This is a genomic window from Pseudomonas sp. MF7453 (genome assembly GCF_016405455.1).
GTDB lineage: Bacteria > Pseudomonadota > Gammaproteobacteria > Pseudomonadales > Pseudomonadaceae > Aquipseudomonas > Aquipseudomonas paralactis.
The window spans coordinates 143,547-160,920 of record NZ_JAEKCN010000010.1 but is presented as its reverse complement, the minus strand read 5'-3'; the positions used below and the strand labels follow the sequence as shown (position 1 = coordinate 160,920).

General features: G+C 60.2%; 12 protein-coding genes. 7 read left to right on the top strand and 5 right to left on the bottom strand.

Going from position 1 to position 17,374, the window contains the following annotated elements:
- Positions 1-2: 2 nt before the first annotated feature.
- Positions 3-662 (bottom strand): GntR family transcriptional regulator, encoded by a 660-nt coding sequence (locus tag JFT63_RS17240; RefSeq protein WP_057701017.1) that lies wholly within the window; start codon positions 660-662, stop codon positions 3-5.
- Between the two features lie 280 nt (positions 663-942).
- On the opposite strand from JFT63_RS17240, the gene xdhA reads away from it, so the two are divergent.
- The 4 genes from xdhA (at position 943) to guaD (ending at position 7,061) form a co-directional block, all read left to right on the top strand.
- On the top strand, positions 943-2,391 hold the full coding sequence (xdhA, locus tag JFT63_RS17235; protein ID WP_198844358.1) for a xanthine dehydrogenase small subunit: 1,449 nt from the start codon (positions 943-945) through the stop codon (positions 2,389-2,391).
- Positions 2,384-4,783, top strand: coding sequence for a xanthine dehydrogenase molybdopterin binding subunit (gene xdhB / locus JFT63_RS17230; RefSeq protein ID WP_198706472.1), 2,400 nt, complete (start codon positions 2,384-2,386; stop codon positions 4,781-4,783). Before xdhA ends, xdhB begins: the two co-directional genes overlap by 8 nt.
- A 123-nt stretch (positions 4,784-4,906) precedes the next feature.
- Complete coding sequence (gene xdhC / locus JFT63_RS17225) at positions 4,907-5,749, top strand: xanthine dehydrogenase accessory protein XdhC (RefSeq protein WP_198844357.1); 843 nt, start codon at positions 4,907-4,909, stop codon at positions 5,747-5,749.
- Between the two features lie 7 nt (positions 5,750-5,756).
- The gene (gene guaD, locus JFT63_RS17220) at positions 5,757-7,061 is read left to right on the top strand and encodes a guanine deaminase (RefSeq protein ID WP_198844356.1); all 1,305 of its coding nucleotides are present in this window, start codon (positions 5,757-5,759) and stop codon (positions 7,059-7,061) included.
- Between the two features lie 153 nt (positions 7,062-7,214).
- On the opposite strand, the gene JFT63_RS17215 is transcribed toward guaD, so the two are convergent.
- Positions 7,215-7,979 carry a GntR family transcriptional regulator gene (locus JFT63_RS17215; protein WP_198844355.1) on the bottom strand — a complete coding sequence of 255 codons (765 nt, stop codon included), beginning with the start codon at positions 7,977-7,979 and terminating at the stop codon, positions 7,215-7,217.
- A 320-nt stretch (positions 7,980-8,299) separates the two neighbouring features.
- On the opposite strand from JFT63_RS17215, the gene JFT63_RS17210 reads away from it, so the two are divergent.
- Positions 8,300-9,490 carry a benzoate/H(+) symporter BenE family transporter gene (locus tag JFT63_RS17210; RefSeq protein WP_005790336.1) on the top strand — a complete coding sequence of 397 codons (1,191 nt, stop codon included), beginning with the start codon at positions 8,300-8,302 and terminating at the stop codon, positions 9,488-9,490.
- A gap of 37 nt (positions 9,491-9,527) precedes the next feature.
- On the opposite strand, the gene JFT63_RS17205 is transcribed toward JFT63_RS17210, so the two are convergent.
- Positions 9,528-9,872: a YggL family protein gene (locus JFT63_RS17205; protein ID WP_003193255.1), complete on the bottom strand. Its 345-nt coding sequence runs from the start codon at positions 9,870-9,872 to the stop codon at positions 9,528-9,530.
- Positions 9,873-10,108: 236 nt separating this feature from the next.
- Between JFT63_RS17205 and dacB the strand changes: the two genes are divergently transcribed.
- A complete protein-coding gene (gene dacB, locus JFT63_RS17200; RefSeq protein WP_057701024.1) occupies positions 10,109-11,569 on the top strand; it encodes a D-alanyl-D-alanine carboxypeptidase/D-alanyl-D-alanine endopeptidase in 1,461 nt (486 codons plus the stop codon).
- Positions 11,570-11,649: 80 nt separating this feature from the next.
- Here dacB and JFT63_RS17195 read toward each other — a convergent pair whose 3' ends face one another.
- Positions 11,650-14,061 (bottom strand): sensor domain-containing diguanylate cyclase, encoded by a 2,412-nt coding sequence (locus JFT63_RS17195; protein WP_198844354.1) that lies wholly within the window; start codon positions 14,059-14,061, stop codon positions 11,650-11,652.
- 230 nt (positions 14,062-14,291) lie between these two features.
- The gene (gene rlmKL / locus JFT63_RS17190; protein WP_198844353.1) at positions 14,292-16,556 is read right to left on the bottom strand and encodes a bifunctional 23S rRNA (guanine(2069)-N(7))-methyltransferase RlmK/23S rRNA (guanine(2445)-N(2))-methyltransferase RlmL; all 2,265 of its coding nucleotides are present in this window, start codon (positions 16,554-16,556) and stop codon (positions 14,292-14,294) included.
- 532 nt (positions 16,557-17,088) lie between these two features.
- Between rlmKL and rmf the strand changes: the two genes are divergently transcribed.
- A complete protein-coding gene (gene rmf / locus JFT63_RS17185; RefSeq protein ID WP_002553055.1) occupies positions 17,089-17,304 on the top strand; it encodes a ribosome modulation factor in 216 nt (71 codons plus the stop codon).
- Positions 17,305-17,374 lie beyond the last annotated feature (70 nt).

The window sequence follows — 17,374 nt, the reverse complement described above, 5'->3', positions numbered from 1 at the left end:
GTTTAGGCGTCCGCCAACGCAGCAATGACCAGCGAGCTACTGCGCTGACAATAGGCCGTCAGCACCAGGCGAATCTGCACCAGGTCACGGGCAAGCACCGCTGCGAGCAATTGCTCGAACAGTGCCACGAACTCCCCCATGGACGCTTTACGCTGATCCAAGGCCAGGTAGTAAGCACGGTTCATCGCCGGTTGAAGGTTTTCGACGGTTTCCTGCAAATATGGATTGTTGGCGAATGGGTACGCGGCACGCATCACGTTGAAGCTTTCTTCGACAAAGGCGCGGATGTCCTCGCGCTCCAGGCTCAACTGCAGGCGTTGCTGAATCTGCAGGAACGGCGCCATGTCCGCCTGGGTCTGCCAGCCTTCGGCCACTGCATTGCCGAGCAGGATGTACATCTCGCCCATCAACGTACACAGGCTCTGCACCTTGTGTGCGGTGAGCTCGGTGACGTGGGCGCCACGGCGCGGCAGGATTGCGATCAGATGGCGGCGTTCGAGGATCAGCAAGGCTTCGCGCACGGAACCGCGACTGACGTTGAGCGCCAGCGTGACCTTCTGTTCCTGGATCCGCTCCCCAGGCTTGAGTTCGCCGCGAATGATACGTTCGGCGAGGTGGTGAGCTATTTGCTCGGCGAGACTGTCCGGCGCCTTGAACGTCATGTTTTCCCTTCAAAATCTTCTATCGGTACAAGCGCGGCAGTGTAGCGCATTGGCCCGCTGATGGCGCTACGCCCACCGTGGCGAATTTGGCATGAAATAAGCAACGTTAACAGCCCACACGCCGCCAAAAACACCGGTTCCAGAAGACTGAACCATAATTGAAAGTGTTGCGACCGGATTTTCTTGACCCTTAGGTCAGAAAACCATTGACCGAAAAGTCAGACATGACTAGATTCGGCGCAAAGCGGTTAACAACAATAATGAGTCTGCGAGGCCTTCCGTGATCCAGTTTTTACTTAACCAGGAACTCCGTAGCGAGCACGCCCTGGACCCCAACCTGACCGTGCTCAATTATCTGCGTGAGCATGTGGGCAAATCCGGTACCAAGGAAGGCTGCGCCAGCGGCGACTGCGGTGCGTGCACGGTGGTGGTCGGCGAACTGCATACCGATGAGCAAGGCGCCGAGCAGATTCGTTACCGCAGCCTCAATTCCTGCCTGACGTTCGTGTCGTCGCTGCACGGCAAACAACTGATCAGCGTTGAAGACCTCAAGCACCAGGGCCAACTGCACAGCGTGCAACAGGCCATGGTCGAGTGCCATGGCTCACAGTGCGGCTTTTGCACCCCGGGCTTCGTGATGTCGCTGTTTGCCCTGCAAAAGAACAGCGACGCCCCCGACAGCCACAAAGCCCATGAAGCCCTGGCCGGCAACCTGTGCCGCTGCACCGGTTATCGCCCGATCCTCGCCGCCGCCGAACAGGCCTGCTGCAACAAGCCCCAGGATCAGTTCGACAGCCGCCAGGCCGAGACCATTGCCCGCCTTAAAAGCATCGCGCCCACCCAGACCGGCGAACTCAACAGCGGTGACAAACGCTGCCTGGTGCCCTTGACCGTCGCCGACCTGGCCGACCTCTATGACGCCTATCCGCAAGCCCGCCTGCTGGCCGGCGGCACCGACCTGGCGCTGGAAGTCACCCAGTTCCACCGCACCCTGCCGGTGATGATCTACGTCGGCAACATTGAAGCCATGAAGCGCATCGAGCATTTCGACGACCGCCTGGAGATCGGCGCCGCCACCGCCCTCTCCGATTGCTACACCGCGCTGAACCCTGAATACCCGGACTTCGGCGAACTGCTGCAGCGCTTCGCCTCCCTGCAAATCCGCAACCAGGGCACCCTGGGCGGCAACATCGGCAACGCCTCGCCGATTGGGGATTCGCCGCCACTGTTGATCGCGCTCGGTGCCCGGATCGTGCTGTGCAAAGGCAACACCCGCCGCACCCTGGCGCTGGAAGACTATTTCATCGACTACCGCGTCACCGCTCGCCAGGACAGCGAGTTCATCGAAAAGATCATCGTGCCCAAGGGCCACGCGCTGTTCCGGGCCTACAAAGTGTCCAAGCGCCTGGACGATGATATTTCCGCCGTGTGCGCAGCATTCAACCTGAAGATCGACAACGGTGTGATCAGCGCAGCACGTGTTGCCTTCGGCGGCATGGCCGCCACACCAAAACGCGCAACAAGTTGCGAGGCCGCGTTGGTGGGGGCCATCTGGAACTCGGCCACGGTCGAAAAAGCCTGCGCCGCCCTGGCAGATGATTTCACCCCGCTGTCGGACTTTCGCGCCAGCAAGGAATACCGCCTGCTCAGCGCGCAGAACCTGCTGCGCAAATACTTCATCGAACTGCAAACGCCGCACATCGAGACTCGGGTGACCGCTTATGTCTAACCATCACGCCGTCGTAAAGACCCAGGCCGAACTCGCCGAACTGTTTGCTCAGGACCTCACCTCCGGGGTCGGGCGCAGCGTCAAGCATGACAGCGCCGCCAAGCACGTCAGCGGCGAAGCGCAGTACATCGATGACCGCCTGGAATTTCCCAACCAGTTGCACCTGTATGCGCGCATGTCCGACCGTGCCCACGCCCGCATCCTCAGCATCGACACCGCGCCCTGCTACGCCTTCGATGGCGTGCGCATTGCGATTACCCACGAGGACGTACCGGGCCTGAAAGACATCGGGCCGTTGATGCCCGGCGATCCGTTGCTGGCCATCGACACCGTGCAGTTCGTCGGCCAGGTGGTCCTGGCGGTAGCGGCCCGTGACCTGGAAACCGCGCGCAAGGCGGCGATGGCGGCAGTGATCGAATACGAAGACCTGGAGCCGGTGCTGGATGTGGTCGAGGCCTTTCGCAACAAGCATTTTGTGCTCGACAGCCACACGCACCAGCGCGGCGATTCGGCGTCTGCACTGGCGAGTGCCAGGCACCGTATCCAGGGTACTTTGCATATCGGTGGCCAGGAACACTTCTACCTGGAAACCCAGATCTCTTCGGTCATGCCCACCGAAGACGGCGGCATGATCGTCTATTGCTCCACGCAAAACCCCACCGAAGTGCAGAAGCTGGTGGCCGAAGTGCTCGACGTGTCGATGAACAAAATCGTCGTGGACATGCGTCGTATGGGCGGCGGGTTCGGCGGCAAGGAAACCCAGGCCGCCGGCCCCGCGTGCCTGTGCGCCGTGGTGGCACGCCTGACCGGCCAGCCAACCAAGATGCGCTTGCCACGGGTTGAAGACATGCTGATGACCGGCAAGCGTCACCCGTTCTATATCGAGTACGACGTGGGCTTCGACGACAATGGTCGCCTGCACGGGATCAACCTGGAACTGGCGGGCAACTGCGGCTGTTCGCCCGACCTGTCCAACTCGATTGTCGACCGCGCCATGTTCCACGCCGACAACTCGTATTACCTGGGCGATGCGACGGTCAACGGCCATCGCTGCAAGACCAACACGGCTTCCAACACCGCCTACCGTGGCTTCGGCGGGCCCCAAGGCATGGTCGCCATTGAAGAAGTGATGGACGCCATCGCCCGCCACCTGGGCCTTGATCCGCTGGCCGTGCGCAAGGCCAACTACTACGGCAAGACCGAGCGCAACGTCACCCACTACTACCAGACCGTCGAGCACAACATGCTCGAAGAAATGACCGCCGAGCTTGAGGCCAGCAGCCAATACGCAGAGCGCCGCGAAGCGATCCGCCTGTACAACGCCCACAGTCCGATCCTGAAAAAAGGCCTGGCGCTGACCCCGGTGAAATTCGGCATTTCTTTCACCGCAAGCTTCCTGAATCAGGCCGGCGCGCTGATCCATATCTACACCGACGGCAGCATCCACCTGAACCACGGCGGCACCGAGATGGGCCAGGGCTTGAATACCAAGGTCGCGCAAGTGGTAGCCGAAGTGTTCCAGGTGGACATCGACCGCGTACAGATCACCGCCACCAACACCGACAAGGTGCCCAACACCTCGCCCACTGCGGCGTCCAGCGGTGCTGACCTGAACGGCAAAGCCGCGCAGAACGCCGCCGAAACCATCAAGCAGCGCCTGGTGGAGTTTGCGGCGCGCAAGTACGACGTAAGCGAGGCGGACGTTGAGTTTCGCAACGGCCATGTGCGCGTGCGCGAGCAGATTCTGAGCTTCGAGGCGTTGATCCAGCAGGCGTATTTCGCCCAGGTGTCGCTCTCCAGCACCGGTTTCTACAAAACCCCGAAAATCTTTTACGACCGCAGCCAGTCACGCGGGCGGCCGTTCTACTACTACGCCTTCGGCGCTGCCTGCTGCGAAGTGATCGTCGACACCCTGACCGGCGAATACAAGATGCTGCGCACCGACATCCTCCACGATGTTGGCGCGTCGTTGAACCCGGCCATCGACATCGGCCAGGTCGAAGGCGGCTTCATCCAGGGCATGGGCTGGCTGACCATGGAAGAGCTGGTGTGGAACAACAAGGGCAAGCTGATGACCAACGGCCCGGCGAGCTACAAGATCCCGGCAGTGGCCGACATGCCGCTGGACTTGCGGGTGAAGCTGGTAGAGAACCGCAAGAACCCGGAGGACACCGTGTTCCATTCCAAGGCCGTGGGTGAACCACCGTTCATGCTCGGGATCGCTTCGTGGTGCGCGATCAAGGATGCGGTGGCGAGTCTGGCTGACTATCGCCAGCAACCCAAAATTGATGCGCCGGCCACGCCCGAGCGGGTGTTGTGGGGGTGTGAACAGATGCGGCAGTTGCGGCCAGCGAAGGCTGTCGAGGCTGACACTGAATTGGCTTCGCTCTAGACCCAGGCGCTGCCATCGCGGGCAAGCCCAGCTCCCACATTTTGAAGTGCTAACCCGATCAAATGTGGGAGCTGGCTTGCCTGCGGTAGCGGCCGAACTAACAGCAGCAATGTTGAGGTAGACATGGACAACTGGATCAGCGCCCTCGCCACCCTGCAAAACCAGGGCGAACCCTGCGTGCTCGTCACCATCATCGAAGAACTCGGCTCAACCCCGCGCAACGCCGGTTCCAAGATGGTCATCAGCGCCGCGCACACCTTCGACACCATCGGCGGCGGGCACCTGGAATACAAGGCGATGCAGCTCGCCCGTGACATGCTCGTGCGCGGCCAGCAAAGCACCCATCTGGAGCGCTTCAGCCTCGGTGCGAGCCTGGGCCAGTGCTGCGGTGGAGTCGCCGTATTGTTGTTCGAACCCATGGGCCAGGTGCAGGCGCAGATCGCGGTGTTTGGCGCCGGCCATGTCGGGCGTGCGCTCGTGCCGTTATTGGCAAGCCTGCCTTGCAGGGTGCGCTGGATCGATTCCCGCGTGCAGGAATTTCCGCAGAACATCCCGCAAGGCGTGCGTAAAATCGTCAGCGAAGAGCCGGTCGATGAAATTGCCGACCTGCCGGCGGGCAGTTACTGCATTGTCATGACCCATAACCACGCGCTGGACCTGGAACTCACCGCCGCCCTGCTCAAACGCAATGACTTCGCCTACTTCGGCCTGATCGGCTCGAAGACCAAGCGCGTCAAATTCGAACACCGCCTGCGTGACCGCGGCTTCGATACCGCACGGCTGCAACGCATGCGCTGCCCCATGGGCCTCACTGAGGTGAAGGGCAAGTTGCCGGTCGAGATCGCCATCTCCATCGCCGGCGAAATCATCGCCACCTATAACGCCAATTTCGGCCAGCACACCGCCGGCGCCGAACCCATTGCCAAACTGCTGCCGGCTTCGCGCCGCAGCCAAGCTATCAATTGAGATAACCATGCCTTTGACTCGCAAAGCCTACCGCGCCGCCATCCTGCACAGCATCGACGATCCTGCCATCGTTGGCATCGACGCTTCCTACGAGTATTTCGAAGACGGCCTGCTGGTGATCGATAACGGCCAGATCAGTGCGCTCGGCCACGCCAGCGACCTGCTGCCGACGCTGCCAGCAGACATCGACATCACGCACTATCAGGATGCGTTGATCACCCCTGGCCTGATCGACACCCATATTCACCTGCCGCAAACCGGCATGATGGGCGCCTACGGCGAGCAATTGCTGGATTGGCTCAACACCTACACCTTCCCCTGTGAAAGCCAGTTCGCCGACAAGGCTCACGCCGATGAAGTCGCGGATATCTTCATCAAGGAACTGCTGCGCAACGGCACCACCACCGCACTGGTGTTCGGCAGCGTGCACCCGCAATCGGTGAACTCATTCTTTGAAGCCGCGGAAAAACTCGACCTGCGCATGATCGCCGGCAAGGTGATGATGGACCGCAACGCGCCGGATTACCTGACCGACACCGCCGAATCCAGCTACCAGGAAAGCAAGGCGCTGATCGAACGCTGGCACGGTAAGGGCCGCCTGCATTACGCGGTGACACCACGCTTCGCGCCTACCAGCACGCCGGAGCAACTGACGCTGGCCGGGCAACTGCTGGGCGAATACCCGGATTTGTACATGCAGACCCACATCAGCGAGAACAAGCAGGAAATCGAGTGGGTCAATGAGCTGTTCCCCGAGCGCAACGGTTATCTGGACGTGTACGACCATTACAAACTGCTCGGTGAGCGTTCGGTGTTTGCCCACGGCGTGCACCTGTGCGACGACGAATGCGCACGGCTGGCAGAGACCGGCTCGGCAGTCGCGTTCTGCCCGACCTCGAACCTCTTCCTCGGCAGTGGCTTGTTCAACCTGCCGATGGCCGAGAAGCACGAATTAAACGTAGGCCTGGGTACCGACGTGGGTGGCGGCACCAGCTTCTCGCTGCTGCAAACCCTGAACGAAGCCTACAAGGTCATGCAACTGCAAGGTGCGCGGCTGAGCCCGTTCAAGTCGCTGTACCTGGCGACCCTGGGCGGTGCGCGGGCGCTGCGCCTGGAGGACAAGATCGGCACCCTTCAGCCGGGCACCGATGCAGACTTTTTGGTATTGGATTACAACGCCACGCCTCTGCTGAGCTATCGCCTGAAACAGGCCAATAACATTGCCGAGACGTTGTTTGTGCTGATGACGCTGGGGGATGATCGGACGGTGTTGCAGACCTATGCAGCCGGCCAGCTGGTGCACCAGCGCTGATCTCAGAGACACCACAAAACCAATGTGGGAGGGGCTTGTGTGGGAGCCGGGCTTGCCCGCGATGCAGGCACCGCGGTATGCCAGTTACACCGCGGTGATGCTATCGCAGGCAAGCCAGCTCCCACACAAACCAGCTCCCACATTTGATTGGGTTTACAACTTTACAGACGTGCGCCCAGGTTTTTTAGTCTGTAGAAGGTGCGAAAACACCGCATGCAGATCATCCGACGCGCTCTCCTCATCGAGGTTGAGCTTGCTGTCGATGTGATCCATGTGATGCATCATCAAGTTCACTGCCAGCACCGCATCTCGCGCTTCGATCGCGTCGATCAACTGGGTGTGCTCATCGTAGGAACAGTGCGAGCGGTTGCCGCTTTCGTACTGGGCGATGATCAATGAGGTCTGGGACACCAGGCTGCGCTGGAAGCTGATCAACGGCGCGTTCCTGGCCGCCTCGGCCAGTTTCAGGTGGAACTCACCGGAAAGACGGATACCCGCACCGCGATCGCCCCGGGAAAAGCTGTCGCGCTCGTCGTTGACCATCTGGCGCAGCTCGGCCAATTGATCGGCGGTAGCGTGCTGCACCGCCAACTCCGTAATCGCCCGCTCCACCAGGCGCCGGGCCATGAATACCTGGCGCGCTTCTTCCACACTGGGGCTGGCAACCACCGCGCCGCGATTGGGCCGCAGCAGTACCACGCCTTCATGGGCCAGACGCGACAGTGCGCGACGAATGATGGTACGGCTTACGCCGAAAATTTCGCCCAGTGCCTCTTCACTCAATTTGGTTCCGGGTGCCAGGCGTTGTTCGAGGATCGCCTCGAAGATATGCGCGTAGACGATATCGTCCTGGGTTCCGCTGCGACCGGTCTTGCCGGCTCGCGGTTGTTTCTTGAGAGGTTGCAACTGTTCGTTCATGGGCACTCGGGTTTGGAGAACGGCGGCGAAATAAGGTAATACGGCAACAACGGGTCGCTGGCAAGTATCGCCTAAAAACAGCGCACATTGTACACAACCCAATGCGCCAACACACTGTACGGCTGTTTGCGCCCCCGGCTGTATTGCAATGACTCGTTACGTTTGAGTTTAGGCTTGATTCCACGATTTCCCACGCCCTCTTTCGTAGGAGCGAGCTTGCTCGCGAAAAACCTGAGAGCGCTACGGTTATCCAGGAAGCCCGCGTTATCGTTGACGTTTTTCGCGAGCAAGCTCGCTCCTACAACAAGGATCATCGCTCCATGACCGACGCCACCCAAGCGCCCTTGCGCCCGCTGGCCGACACTTCACCTTCGGCCATCGTCGCCGGTTTTATCGCCATGATGACCGGCTACACCAGCTCCCTGGTGCTGATGTTCCAGGCCGGCCAAGCCGCCGGTTTGACCACCGCGCAGATTTCTTCGTGGATCTGGGCGATTTCCATCGGCATGGCGGTGTGCAGCATCGGCCTGTCGCTGCGCTATCGCACGCCCATCACCATCGCCTGGTCCACACCCGGCGCGGCGCTGCTGATCACAAGCCTGGGCGGCGTGAGTTATGGCGAAGCCATCGGCGCCTACATCACCTGCGCGGTGCTGGTGACGCTGTGTGGGTTGACCGGCAGCTTTGAAAAACTGGTCAAGCGCATCCCGGCATCGCTGGCGGCGGCGTTGCTGGCAGGGATCCTGTTCAAGATCGGCAGCGAAATCTTCGTCGCTGCGCAACATCGCACCGGCCTGGTGCTGGGGATGTTTTTCACCTACCTGATCATCAAGCGCCTGTCGCCGCGCTATGCCGTGCTGGCGGCCTTGCTCATCGGCACCGCCTTGTCAGGGCTGATGGGGCTTCTGGATTTCAGCGGCTTTCATCTGGAGGTGGCGACGCCCGTGTGGACCACGCCGCACTTCTCGCTGGCGGCGACCATCAGCATCGGCATCCCGCTGTTCGTGGTGGCCATGACCTCGCAGAACATGCCAGGGGTCGCCGTGCTGCGGGCCGATGGCTACACCGTGCCGGCCTCGCCGTTGATCACCACCACCGGCCTGGCCTCGCTGGTGCTGGCACCATTTGGCTCCCACGGCATCAACCTGGCAGCGATCAGCGCGGCGATCTGCACCGGGCCACACGCCCATGAAGACCGCAACAAGCGCTACACCGCAGCGGTGTGGTGCGGGGTGTTCTATGGAATTGCCGGGGTGTTCGGCGCCACGCTGGCGGCATTGTTCGCAGCCCTGCCCAAGGAGCTGGTGCTGTCGATTGCGGCGTTGGCGCTGTTTGGCTCGATCATCAATGGCTTGAGCATCGCCATGAATGAGCCGAAGGAACGGGAAGCGGCGCTGATCACCTTTATGGTCACCGCGTCAGGCTTGACGTTGTTTTCCATCGGGTCGGCGTTCTGGGGGATTGTGGCGGGGGTGTTGACGCTGCTGATTCTGAATTGGCGCAAGGCATAACAAAACGGCGACCCTCAGGTCGCCGTTTTGTTTAGTATCACTTGGCCGCGTTGATCGGCTTTTCCGGATACCACACGTCCAGCAACGGGCTGACTTCAGCCTTGGTCAGCTCGGAACGGGTTTTCAGCCAGGCTTCGACAGCAGCGCGCTGCTCTTCGGACACCGAGCCACGCTTCTGCAGGCAAACCAGACCGTAGTCATCGCCGCCGACATAGCCCAGACCATTGGCTTCCATGGCTTCTTTGATGAATGCTTCGAGGAAAGCGTCGATAGCTTCTTCACTCAGGCCTTCGTTGAAGTCCAGGTTCAGTTCGAAACCCAGCTCTTGAAATTCATCAACGCACAGTTTTTTGCGCAGACGCTGGGAACGGTTAGTCGCCATTGGAACAATCCTCATAAGTAATAACGGGCGGCACTTTAGCAGTTTAAGGCGGCAATTGCCCGACTCTCTGGGACGGGCGGCACATCGGCAGTTAAAAAAACCTGATTAGCAGCTATCGTTGAGCTACAAGTGGCGCCACCTTGGGGCATAATGCCGACACTTTCGTGACCATTGAGGGATTTTCTTCTATACCCCTCGCCTTTTTCACCCTTCTCAGCAGTAGGGTTTTATTTCTTATGATCAAATCGTTGCGTTCTGTATTAGTTGCCAGTGTTCTTTTGCCTTTGGCCCTTTCGGCCACCGCTGCTCCCATCAATACCAGCCTGCCGCCCAGCGTCGCGCAGGCCTTGCAGAAAGCCAAACTGCCCAATACCGCATTATCCCTGGTGATGCTGCCGCTGAACGGCCCCGGTACGCCGACGGTGTTCAACGCCGACGTGTCGGTGAACCCGGCCTCTACCATGAAGCTGGTGACCACCTACGCGGCCCTGGAGATGCTCGGCCCCAACCATCAGTGGAAAACCGAGTTTTACACCGACGGTACCCTCAGCGGTGGCGTGCTACGCGGCAACCTGTACCTCAAGGGCGGCGGCGATCCCAAGCTGAACATGGAGAAACTCTGGCTGCTGATGCGCGACCTGCGTGCCAATGGCGTACAGCAGGTCACCGGCGACCTGGTGCTGGACCGCAACTTTTTCAACCAGCCGCTGTTGCCTGACTTCAATGACGACGGCAACGACGAGAACAAGCCGTTCCTGGTCAAGCCCGATGCCTTGCTGGTCAACCTCAAGGCCCTGCGCTTCGTGACGCGCAATGATTCGGGGCGCGTGATCGTGTCGGTCGAACCGCCGATTGCCAGCATCCGCATCGATAACCAGGTGAAAGTCACCAACGCCAAGCAGTGCACCGGCGACGTGCGCTACAGCCCGGTGACCGCTGCCGACGGCAGTGTGACCGTGACCGTGAGCGGCCAACTGGCTGATGGCTGCAGCTCGCAGACTTATCTGTCGCTGCTGGACCACGCCACTTACACCGCCGGCGCCGTGCGTGCGATCTGGAAGGAGTTGGGCGGCACCATCCAGGGCCGTGATATCCAGGCTCCGGTGCCCAAGGATGCCAAGGTGCTGGCTCGTGCGTTCTCGCCGGACCTGGCTGAAATCATTCGCGACATCAACAAATACAGCAACAACACCATGGCCCAGCAACTGTTCCTGAGCCTGGGCGCACAGTTTCGCAACGATGCCGATGGCGACGATGCCAAGGCCGCGCAACGCGTCGTGCGCCAGTGGCTGGCCAAAAAAGGCATCACCGCACCGCACCTGGTGATGGAGAACGGCTCCGGCCTGTCCCGCGCCGAACGGGTCAGCGCCCGAGAAATGGCAGCCATGCTGCAAGCGGCGTGGAAAAGTCCTTATGCGGCGGAGTACATCAGCTCGATGCCAATCGCCGGCACTGACGGCACCATGCGTAAACGCCTGAAAACCACAGCGATGCGCGGCGAAGCTCACGTGAAAACCGGGACCCTCAACACCGTACGCGCTATCGCCGGGTTCAGCCGGGACAACAATGGCAATACTTGGGCGGTGGTGGCGATTCTCAACGACTCCAAACCCTGGGGCGCGTCGTCGGTACTGGACCAGGTGCTGCTGGACCTGTATCGCCAGCCGAAGGCCGTTGCAGCCGCGCCGGTCCTGTAAAGCATCACATTACCTGTAGGAGCGAGCTTGCTCGCGAAAAACGTCAACGATAACGCGCGCCCCCTGAATAAACGCGGCGTCTATGGTTTTTTCGCGAGCAAGCTCGCTCCTACGGGCATCAGGGCTTCCTCGACTCGGTCCCTGCCCGCCTGCTTGGCCACATACACTGCCGAATCAGCACGCAGCAGCAACCCATCGATATCTTCATCGGTCCGCCAACTGGCCACGCCAAAGCTGGCAGTGACAACCCCCACCGGTTCCATCGATGTATCACGCAGCGACTGCCACAACTGCGTGGCCAGGCTATAGGCCTGAGCACCATTGGTACTCGGGCACAGCACCACGAACTCTTCCCCACCCAGTCGGCAAAATACATCGGTACGGCGCAAGCGCTGGCCTATGCGCTTGCACAACTCCTGCAATACCCCGTCACCCACGGCATGACCGTACTGGTCGTTGATACGCTTGAAGTGGTCAATATCGAGCATGATCAACGACAGTGCACCCGAGCTGCGGTTGATCCGTAGCATCTCGCCCTTGAGACGATCCTGAAAATAACGACGGTTATAGATGCCGGTCAGCGAGTCAGTGACGGAAAGCGCGCGCAGTTCTTCCTCCACCCGTTTGAGATCGGAAATATCCGACACATAACCGTGCCAAAGCGTACCGCCTCCGGGTAGCTCCTCAGGTGTCGCTTCGCCGCGAATCCAGCGCAGACCTCGCTGAGGCAACTGCACGCGATACTCTTCGCGCCAATGGCTCAGTTGCAGCGCCGACAAACGTATCGAAGTACGCACTCGCTCGATGTCCAAGGGGTGAATGCGTTCCAGCACCTTGCCTGCGTCCTGCTGCAATACGCCAGGTTCGATTTCATAGATATCGCGCATACCTTCGCTGGCGTAAATGAAATGCCCATTGCCCTGCAGGTCCTGGGTGAACTGGAAGATCCCGCCAGGCACATGAGCACTGAGTTTTTTCAGCAGGCGGTCCCGGGCGGCCAGGGCTTCATAGGCACGCTTTTGCTCGGTGACATCCAGGTAAATTGCCAAATGCCCAACCCACAGACCAAAGTCATCCAGGAGCACGGTGGCCAGCATGTTTACCGTCAGTTGGGTACCGTCCTTGCGCACCAGCGTCCATTCGCGAGCTTCATGTTGGCTGTCAGGGCTCTCCACCAGCATCGCCTGGCTCGGCGCAATACGCTTGCCTAACGCCTGGCTCAACGGTGCAGCGCGCGCTTCGAGCTCCGCGGCCAGGTGCAGGCTCTCCAGGGTCAGGCGCCCCAGCACCTCTTCGGCCTTGAAACCCAGCATCTGTTCGGCGCCGGCATTGAAGGTGTTGATCACACCGCGCAAGTCTGTGGCGATGATCGCTACCTGAGTCGCCGCATTCAGCACACTGCGCAATTGGCCGTGAGCCCCACGCAACTCTTGCTCACGCAAGCGCAACTGCACGGTGCGCTGTTCCACCAGTTTCAACGCGCGCTGGCGCTGGCTGACCAGCACGTAGAGCAAGGCACTGAGCAAGGCGCTGAGCAGCACCCCCATGCCCAGGATGGTGTTTATCGAGGAATGATTGGCCTTGTCGAAGACCTCACTGGCACGCAGGCTCAGGGCATAGACGTGATCGCCAAGCGTGAGACGGCGTGTAGCCGTCAGGTCGCTGTTGCCCACCGTATTGCTGGAGGCATACAACACCCGTTGCTGGGTATCCGAGGTGTCGACGATCTGCATGACCAGGTTGTCGCGATTCGGTTTGGGCAACCCATCAGCCACCAGTTGCCGCATGCTGAGCACGGCCATGACAAAACCGTAGGGCTCGGTGCCGACGGCTTTGCTCACTGGCGCCACCAGCAGCACACCGGCCGCGTAGGCAGGCTCAACGCCCACCAATTGCATGGGTTGTGACACTGCCGGCCTGGCATTTTTTTGCGCACGCTCCAGGGCTGAACGGCGCAAGGGCTGGGCCAGCAGGTCAAAGCCCAAGGGCGAACCCAGCAAGCTCTGCGTCTGGCTGTACAACACCGGTACGTATTCATCGCGCTCGGCAGCGGGTGCCAACTCACCCGCGCTATTGAGTTCACGGATGCTGAAAGGGATGCCGCGCTGGCGGGAAATCTCTTGCTCGAACGCCCTGCGCTGCTCGCGAAATATCCGCGGTGCCCAGGCGTAGGCTCGGGCATTGAGCAGCAGTGGCTGGGCGAAGCCGTCGAACTCGGCACGGGACACATCGCCGGAGTTGATGAAGAAACGCTGCAGGCTACCCAGGCGTAGCTCCTGGTCTTCAAAGCGTTCCTGAATACGGGTGTAGCGTTCATTGACCAGCAACTGGAAACGCTGGCGCACCTGTTGCTGATACAGGTCGGCAGTCGCCCACGCGACAACCAACGTCAACGCGCTGCCAGCCAAAAAGACCACCAATGCCACCAGCCAAGCCGATGCCTGCTCACTGATAAAACCAAAGATTTTCGGGCGGACGGCTTGCATCGGCATAGGCAACACTCACAACGCCAGTGTGCGGGGGTGTCACTTTGGCTGGGGCTTAAGTTATAGCCATTGGTCGGGTATTTGACCAGCCTAAAAACTGCAGGGGCTTAATGTGGGAGGGGGCTTGCTCCCGATAGCGGTGGATCAGCCAATACATTGGTGACTGATACTCTACTATCGGGAGCAAGCCCCCTCCCACACCGGATACTCGGCGCATTCAGAACTGCTGATATTAATCAGCGGGCAGTGATTTTCCAGGCACGGTGGATTTTCGCATTGCGCGCGAAATCCGGGTCGATGGTCTTGTCGCTGATCTCCTCGACCGCATAGCGTTCGCTGAGGTTGGCTTCCAACTGGAACTTGCGGAAGTTGTTGGAGAAGTACAGCACGCCACCCGGCGCCAGGCGCGCCATGGCCAGGTCGAGCAACTGCACGTGGTCACGCTGCACGTCGAAGATACCTTCCATGCGCTTGGAGTTGGAGAAGGTCGGCGGGTCGATGAAAATCATATCGAACTCATCGCGACTGGCCTCCAGCCACGCCATTACATCACCCTGCTCCAGGCGGTTCTTGTCGGAGAAGCCGTTGAGGGAGAAGTTGCGACGCGCCCAGTCCAGGTAGGTCTTGGACAGGTCAACGCTGGTAGTGCTGCGCGCACCGCCCTTGGCAGCATGGACGCTGGCGGTCGCGGTGTAGCAGTAAAGGTTGAGGAAGCGCTTGCCGGCCGCTTCTTTCTGAATACGCATACGCATCGGGCGATGGTCCAGGAACAGGCCGGTATCCAGGTAGTCGGTGAGGTTGACCAGCAGCTTCACGCCACCTTCGCTGACCTCGGTGAACTTGCCCTGGGCGCTCTGACGCTCGTACTGCTTGGTGCCGCTCTGGCGCTCACGACGCTTGACCACCACGCGGCTCTTGTCGACGTTCAGGGCCTGGGGAATCGCTGCCAGGGCATCGAACATGCGCGCCGAGGCTTTTTCCGGGTCGATGGATTTGGGGGCGGCGTATTCCTGTACGTGAACCCAATCGTGGTACAGGTCGATAGCCATGGAGTACTCGGGCATGTCGGCGTCATACACACGGTAGCAATCCACGCCCTCACGCTTGGCCCATTTACCCAGTAGTTTGAGGTTCTTTTGCAGGCGGTTGGCAAACATCTGCCCGCCTTCGCTCAAGCGCGCCTGCTCGACCACCGGGGCCGGGGCTGGCTTGATCGGGTTGCCGTTCTTGTTGTACTGGCGCTCAACCGGCTCGGTCGGAGCCTGGTCGTAAGCCGCTTGCTCACGCTCGGCCTGACGCTGCTCCGCAGTGCGGCGTTCGCCGGTGACGAACTGATCCGGGTTGACCTTGATCAGCAGCAACTTGCACGGCAACGCGCCGTTCCAGAACGAATACTGCTTGTGGCTGCGGATGCCCATGCGCTTGCCCAGGTCCGGCGCGCCGGTGAACACTGCGGCTTCCCAGCCCATGCAGGCCTGGCGCAAGCGTTCGCCAAGGTTCTGGTAGAGATACAACAGGCTGGCTTCGTCACCCAGGCGCTCACCGTAGGGTGGGTTGCAGATCACCAAACCTTTCTGATTCTGGTCCGGGCGCGGCTCGAACGTGCCCACTTCGCCCTGGTACACCTTGATCCAGTGGCTCAGGCCGGCGCGCTCGATGTTATTGCGTGCAGGTTGGATCAGCCGCGGGTCGGCTTCGTAGCCACGTACCCACAATGGCGGCTTGTTCATGCCGATGGCCGCCCGCTCAGAGGCCTCGGTGTGCAGCTTTTTCCACAACGCCGGGACGTGACCCAGCCACGTGGTGAAACCCCACAGCTCGCGGTTGAGGTTGGGGGCCATGTCGGCGGCGATCATTGCGCCTTCAACCAGGAAGGTGCCGACACCGCACATCGGGTCGGTCAGCGCGCCGCCTTCGGCGGCAATACGTGGCCAGCCGGCGCGAATCAGGATCGCCGCTGCCAGGTTTTCCTTCAGCGGTGCCGCGCCCTGCTGCAGGCGGTAGCCACGCTGGTGCAGGCTGTGGCCGGAAAGGTCCAGAGACAGGATGGCTTCGCCGCGGTCCAGGCGCAGGTGAATGCGCAGGTCCGGATTGATCTTGTCGATAGACGGACGCTCGCCGGTCGGGGTGCGCAGCTTGTCGACGATCGCATCCTTAACCTTCAGCGCGCCGAAGTGGGTGTTGTCGATGCCCGAACCGTGACCGCTGAACTCAACCGCCAGGGTACCGTCGGGGACCATGTGGTCGGCCCATTCGATATCCAGCACGCCGTGGTAGAGGTCCTCGGCGTCCTTCATCGGGAAGCGCTTGAGCACCAGCAACACACGGTTGGCCAAGCGTGACCACAGGCACAGACGGTAGGCGGTTTCCATGTCGGCCATGCCGCGAACGGCCGAGGTGTGCTCGCGGGCCTCCTCAAGGCCAAGCCCGACGGCTTCCTCGATCAGTAGGCCTTCGAGGCCCTTGGGGCAAGTGAGGAAGAGTTCAAAACGGTCCGACATGGGGCAATCCAGGCTTTTCAGCAATAAATGAACGGGCAACGCATCGCCGGTTCGGTTTTCAATCAAGCACTTTTCTTGAAGAGTGCTCGCGTGGCACGAATGTGCCGTTCCACCCCGCTTTGCGGGCCGTTGAGCCTTGTTTGACGGGGCAGAAAAAGAATGTGAAGCAACAAAAGGAAATATTCCGACCCTTCGTCGAATAATAACCGACTGCAACAGGCGGGTATTCTCACTAAAGGATTAACTCGCTTCGCTGTGCAGGGCACATCATAGCTGGCTTTGACCCATAAAAGGGGCGAAAAACCATCCCAGCTTATGGCTATAGCATCGTTATCGTTACGTGCTTATGACAAAACGATCATTGAATACATGTGACCTATTGGTTAGAACTCAACACAGGTTGGCGCCGTAACGACGCCGACACATCGGCTCGCCACGCCGGCAGCGAGCCCACCAACGGCAGAAAAACTCTGCCCGGCCTTGGACAAGGCCGAAGGATATCTAGACAGTCAACAAGTGAGGGAAACACCCTATGAGAAGACTTAAGCGTGATCCGTTGGAAAGAGCATTTTTACGCGGATATCAATATGGCGTTCATGGAAAATCCCGTGAGCTTTGCCCATTTACTCTACCGTCGGTACGCCAAGCCTGGATCAACGGCTGGCGAGAAGGACGCGGCGACAACTGGGACGGTATGACTGGCACTGCGGGCATCCACAGACTCAACGAACTTCACGCCGTCGGCTAATCAGGGGCATTTTATTCCGACATACATCTTTGAATGAGTAACGACTTAACCACGCGCGCCCCATCCGGGC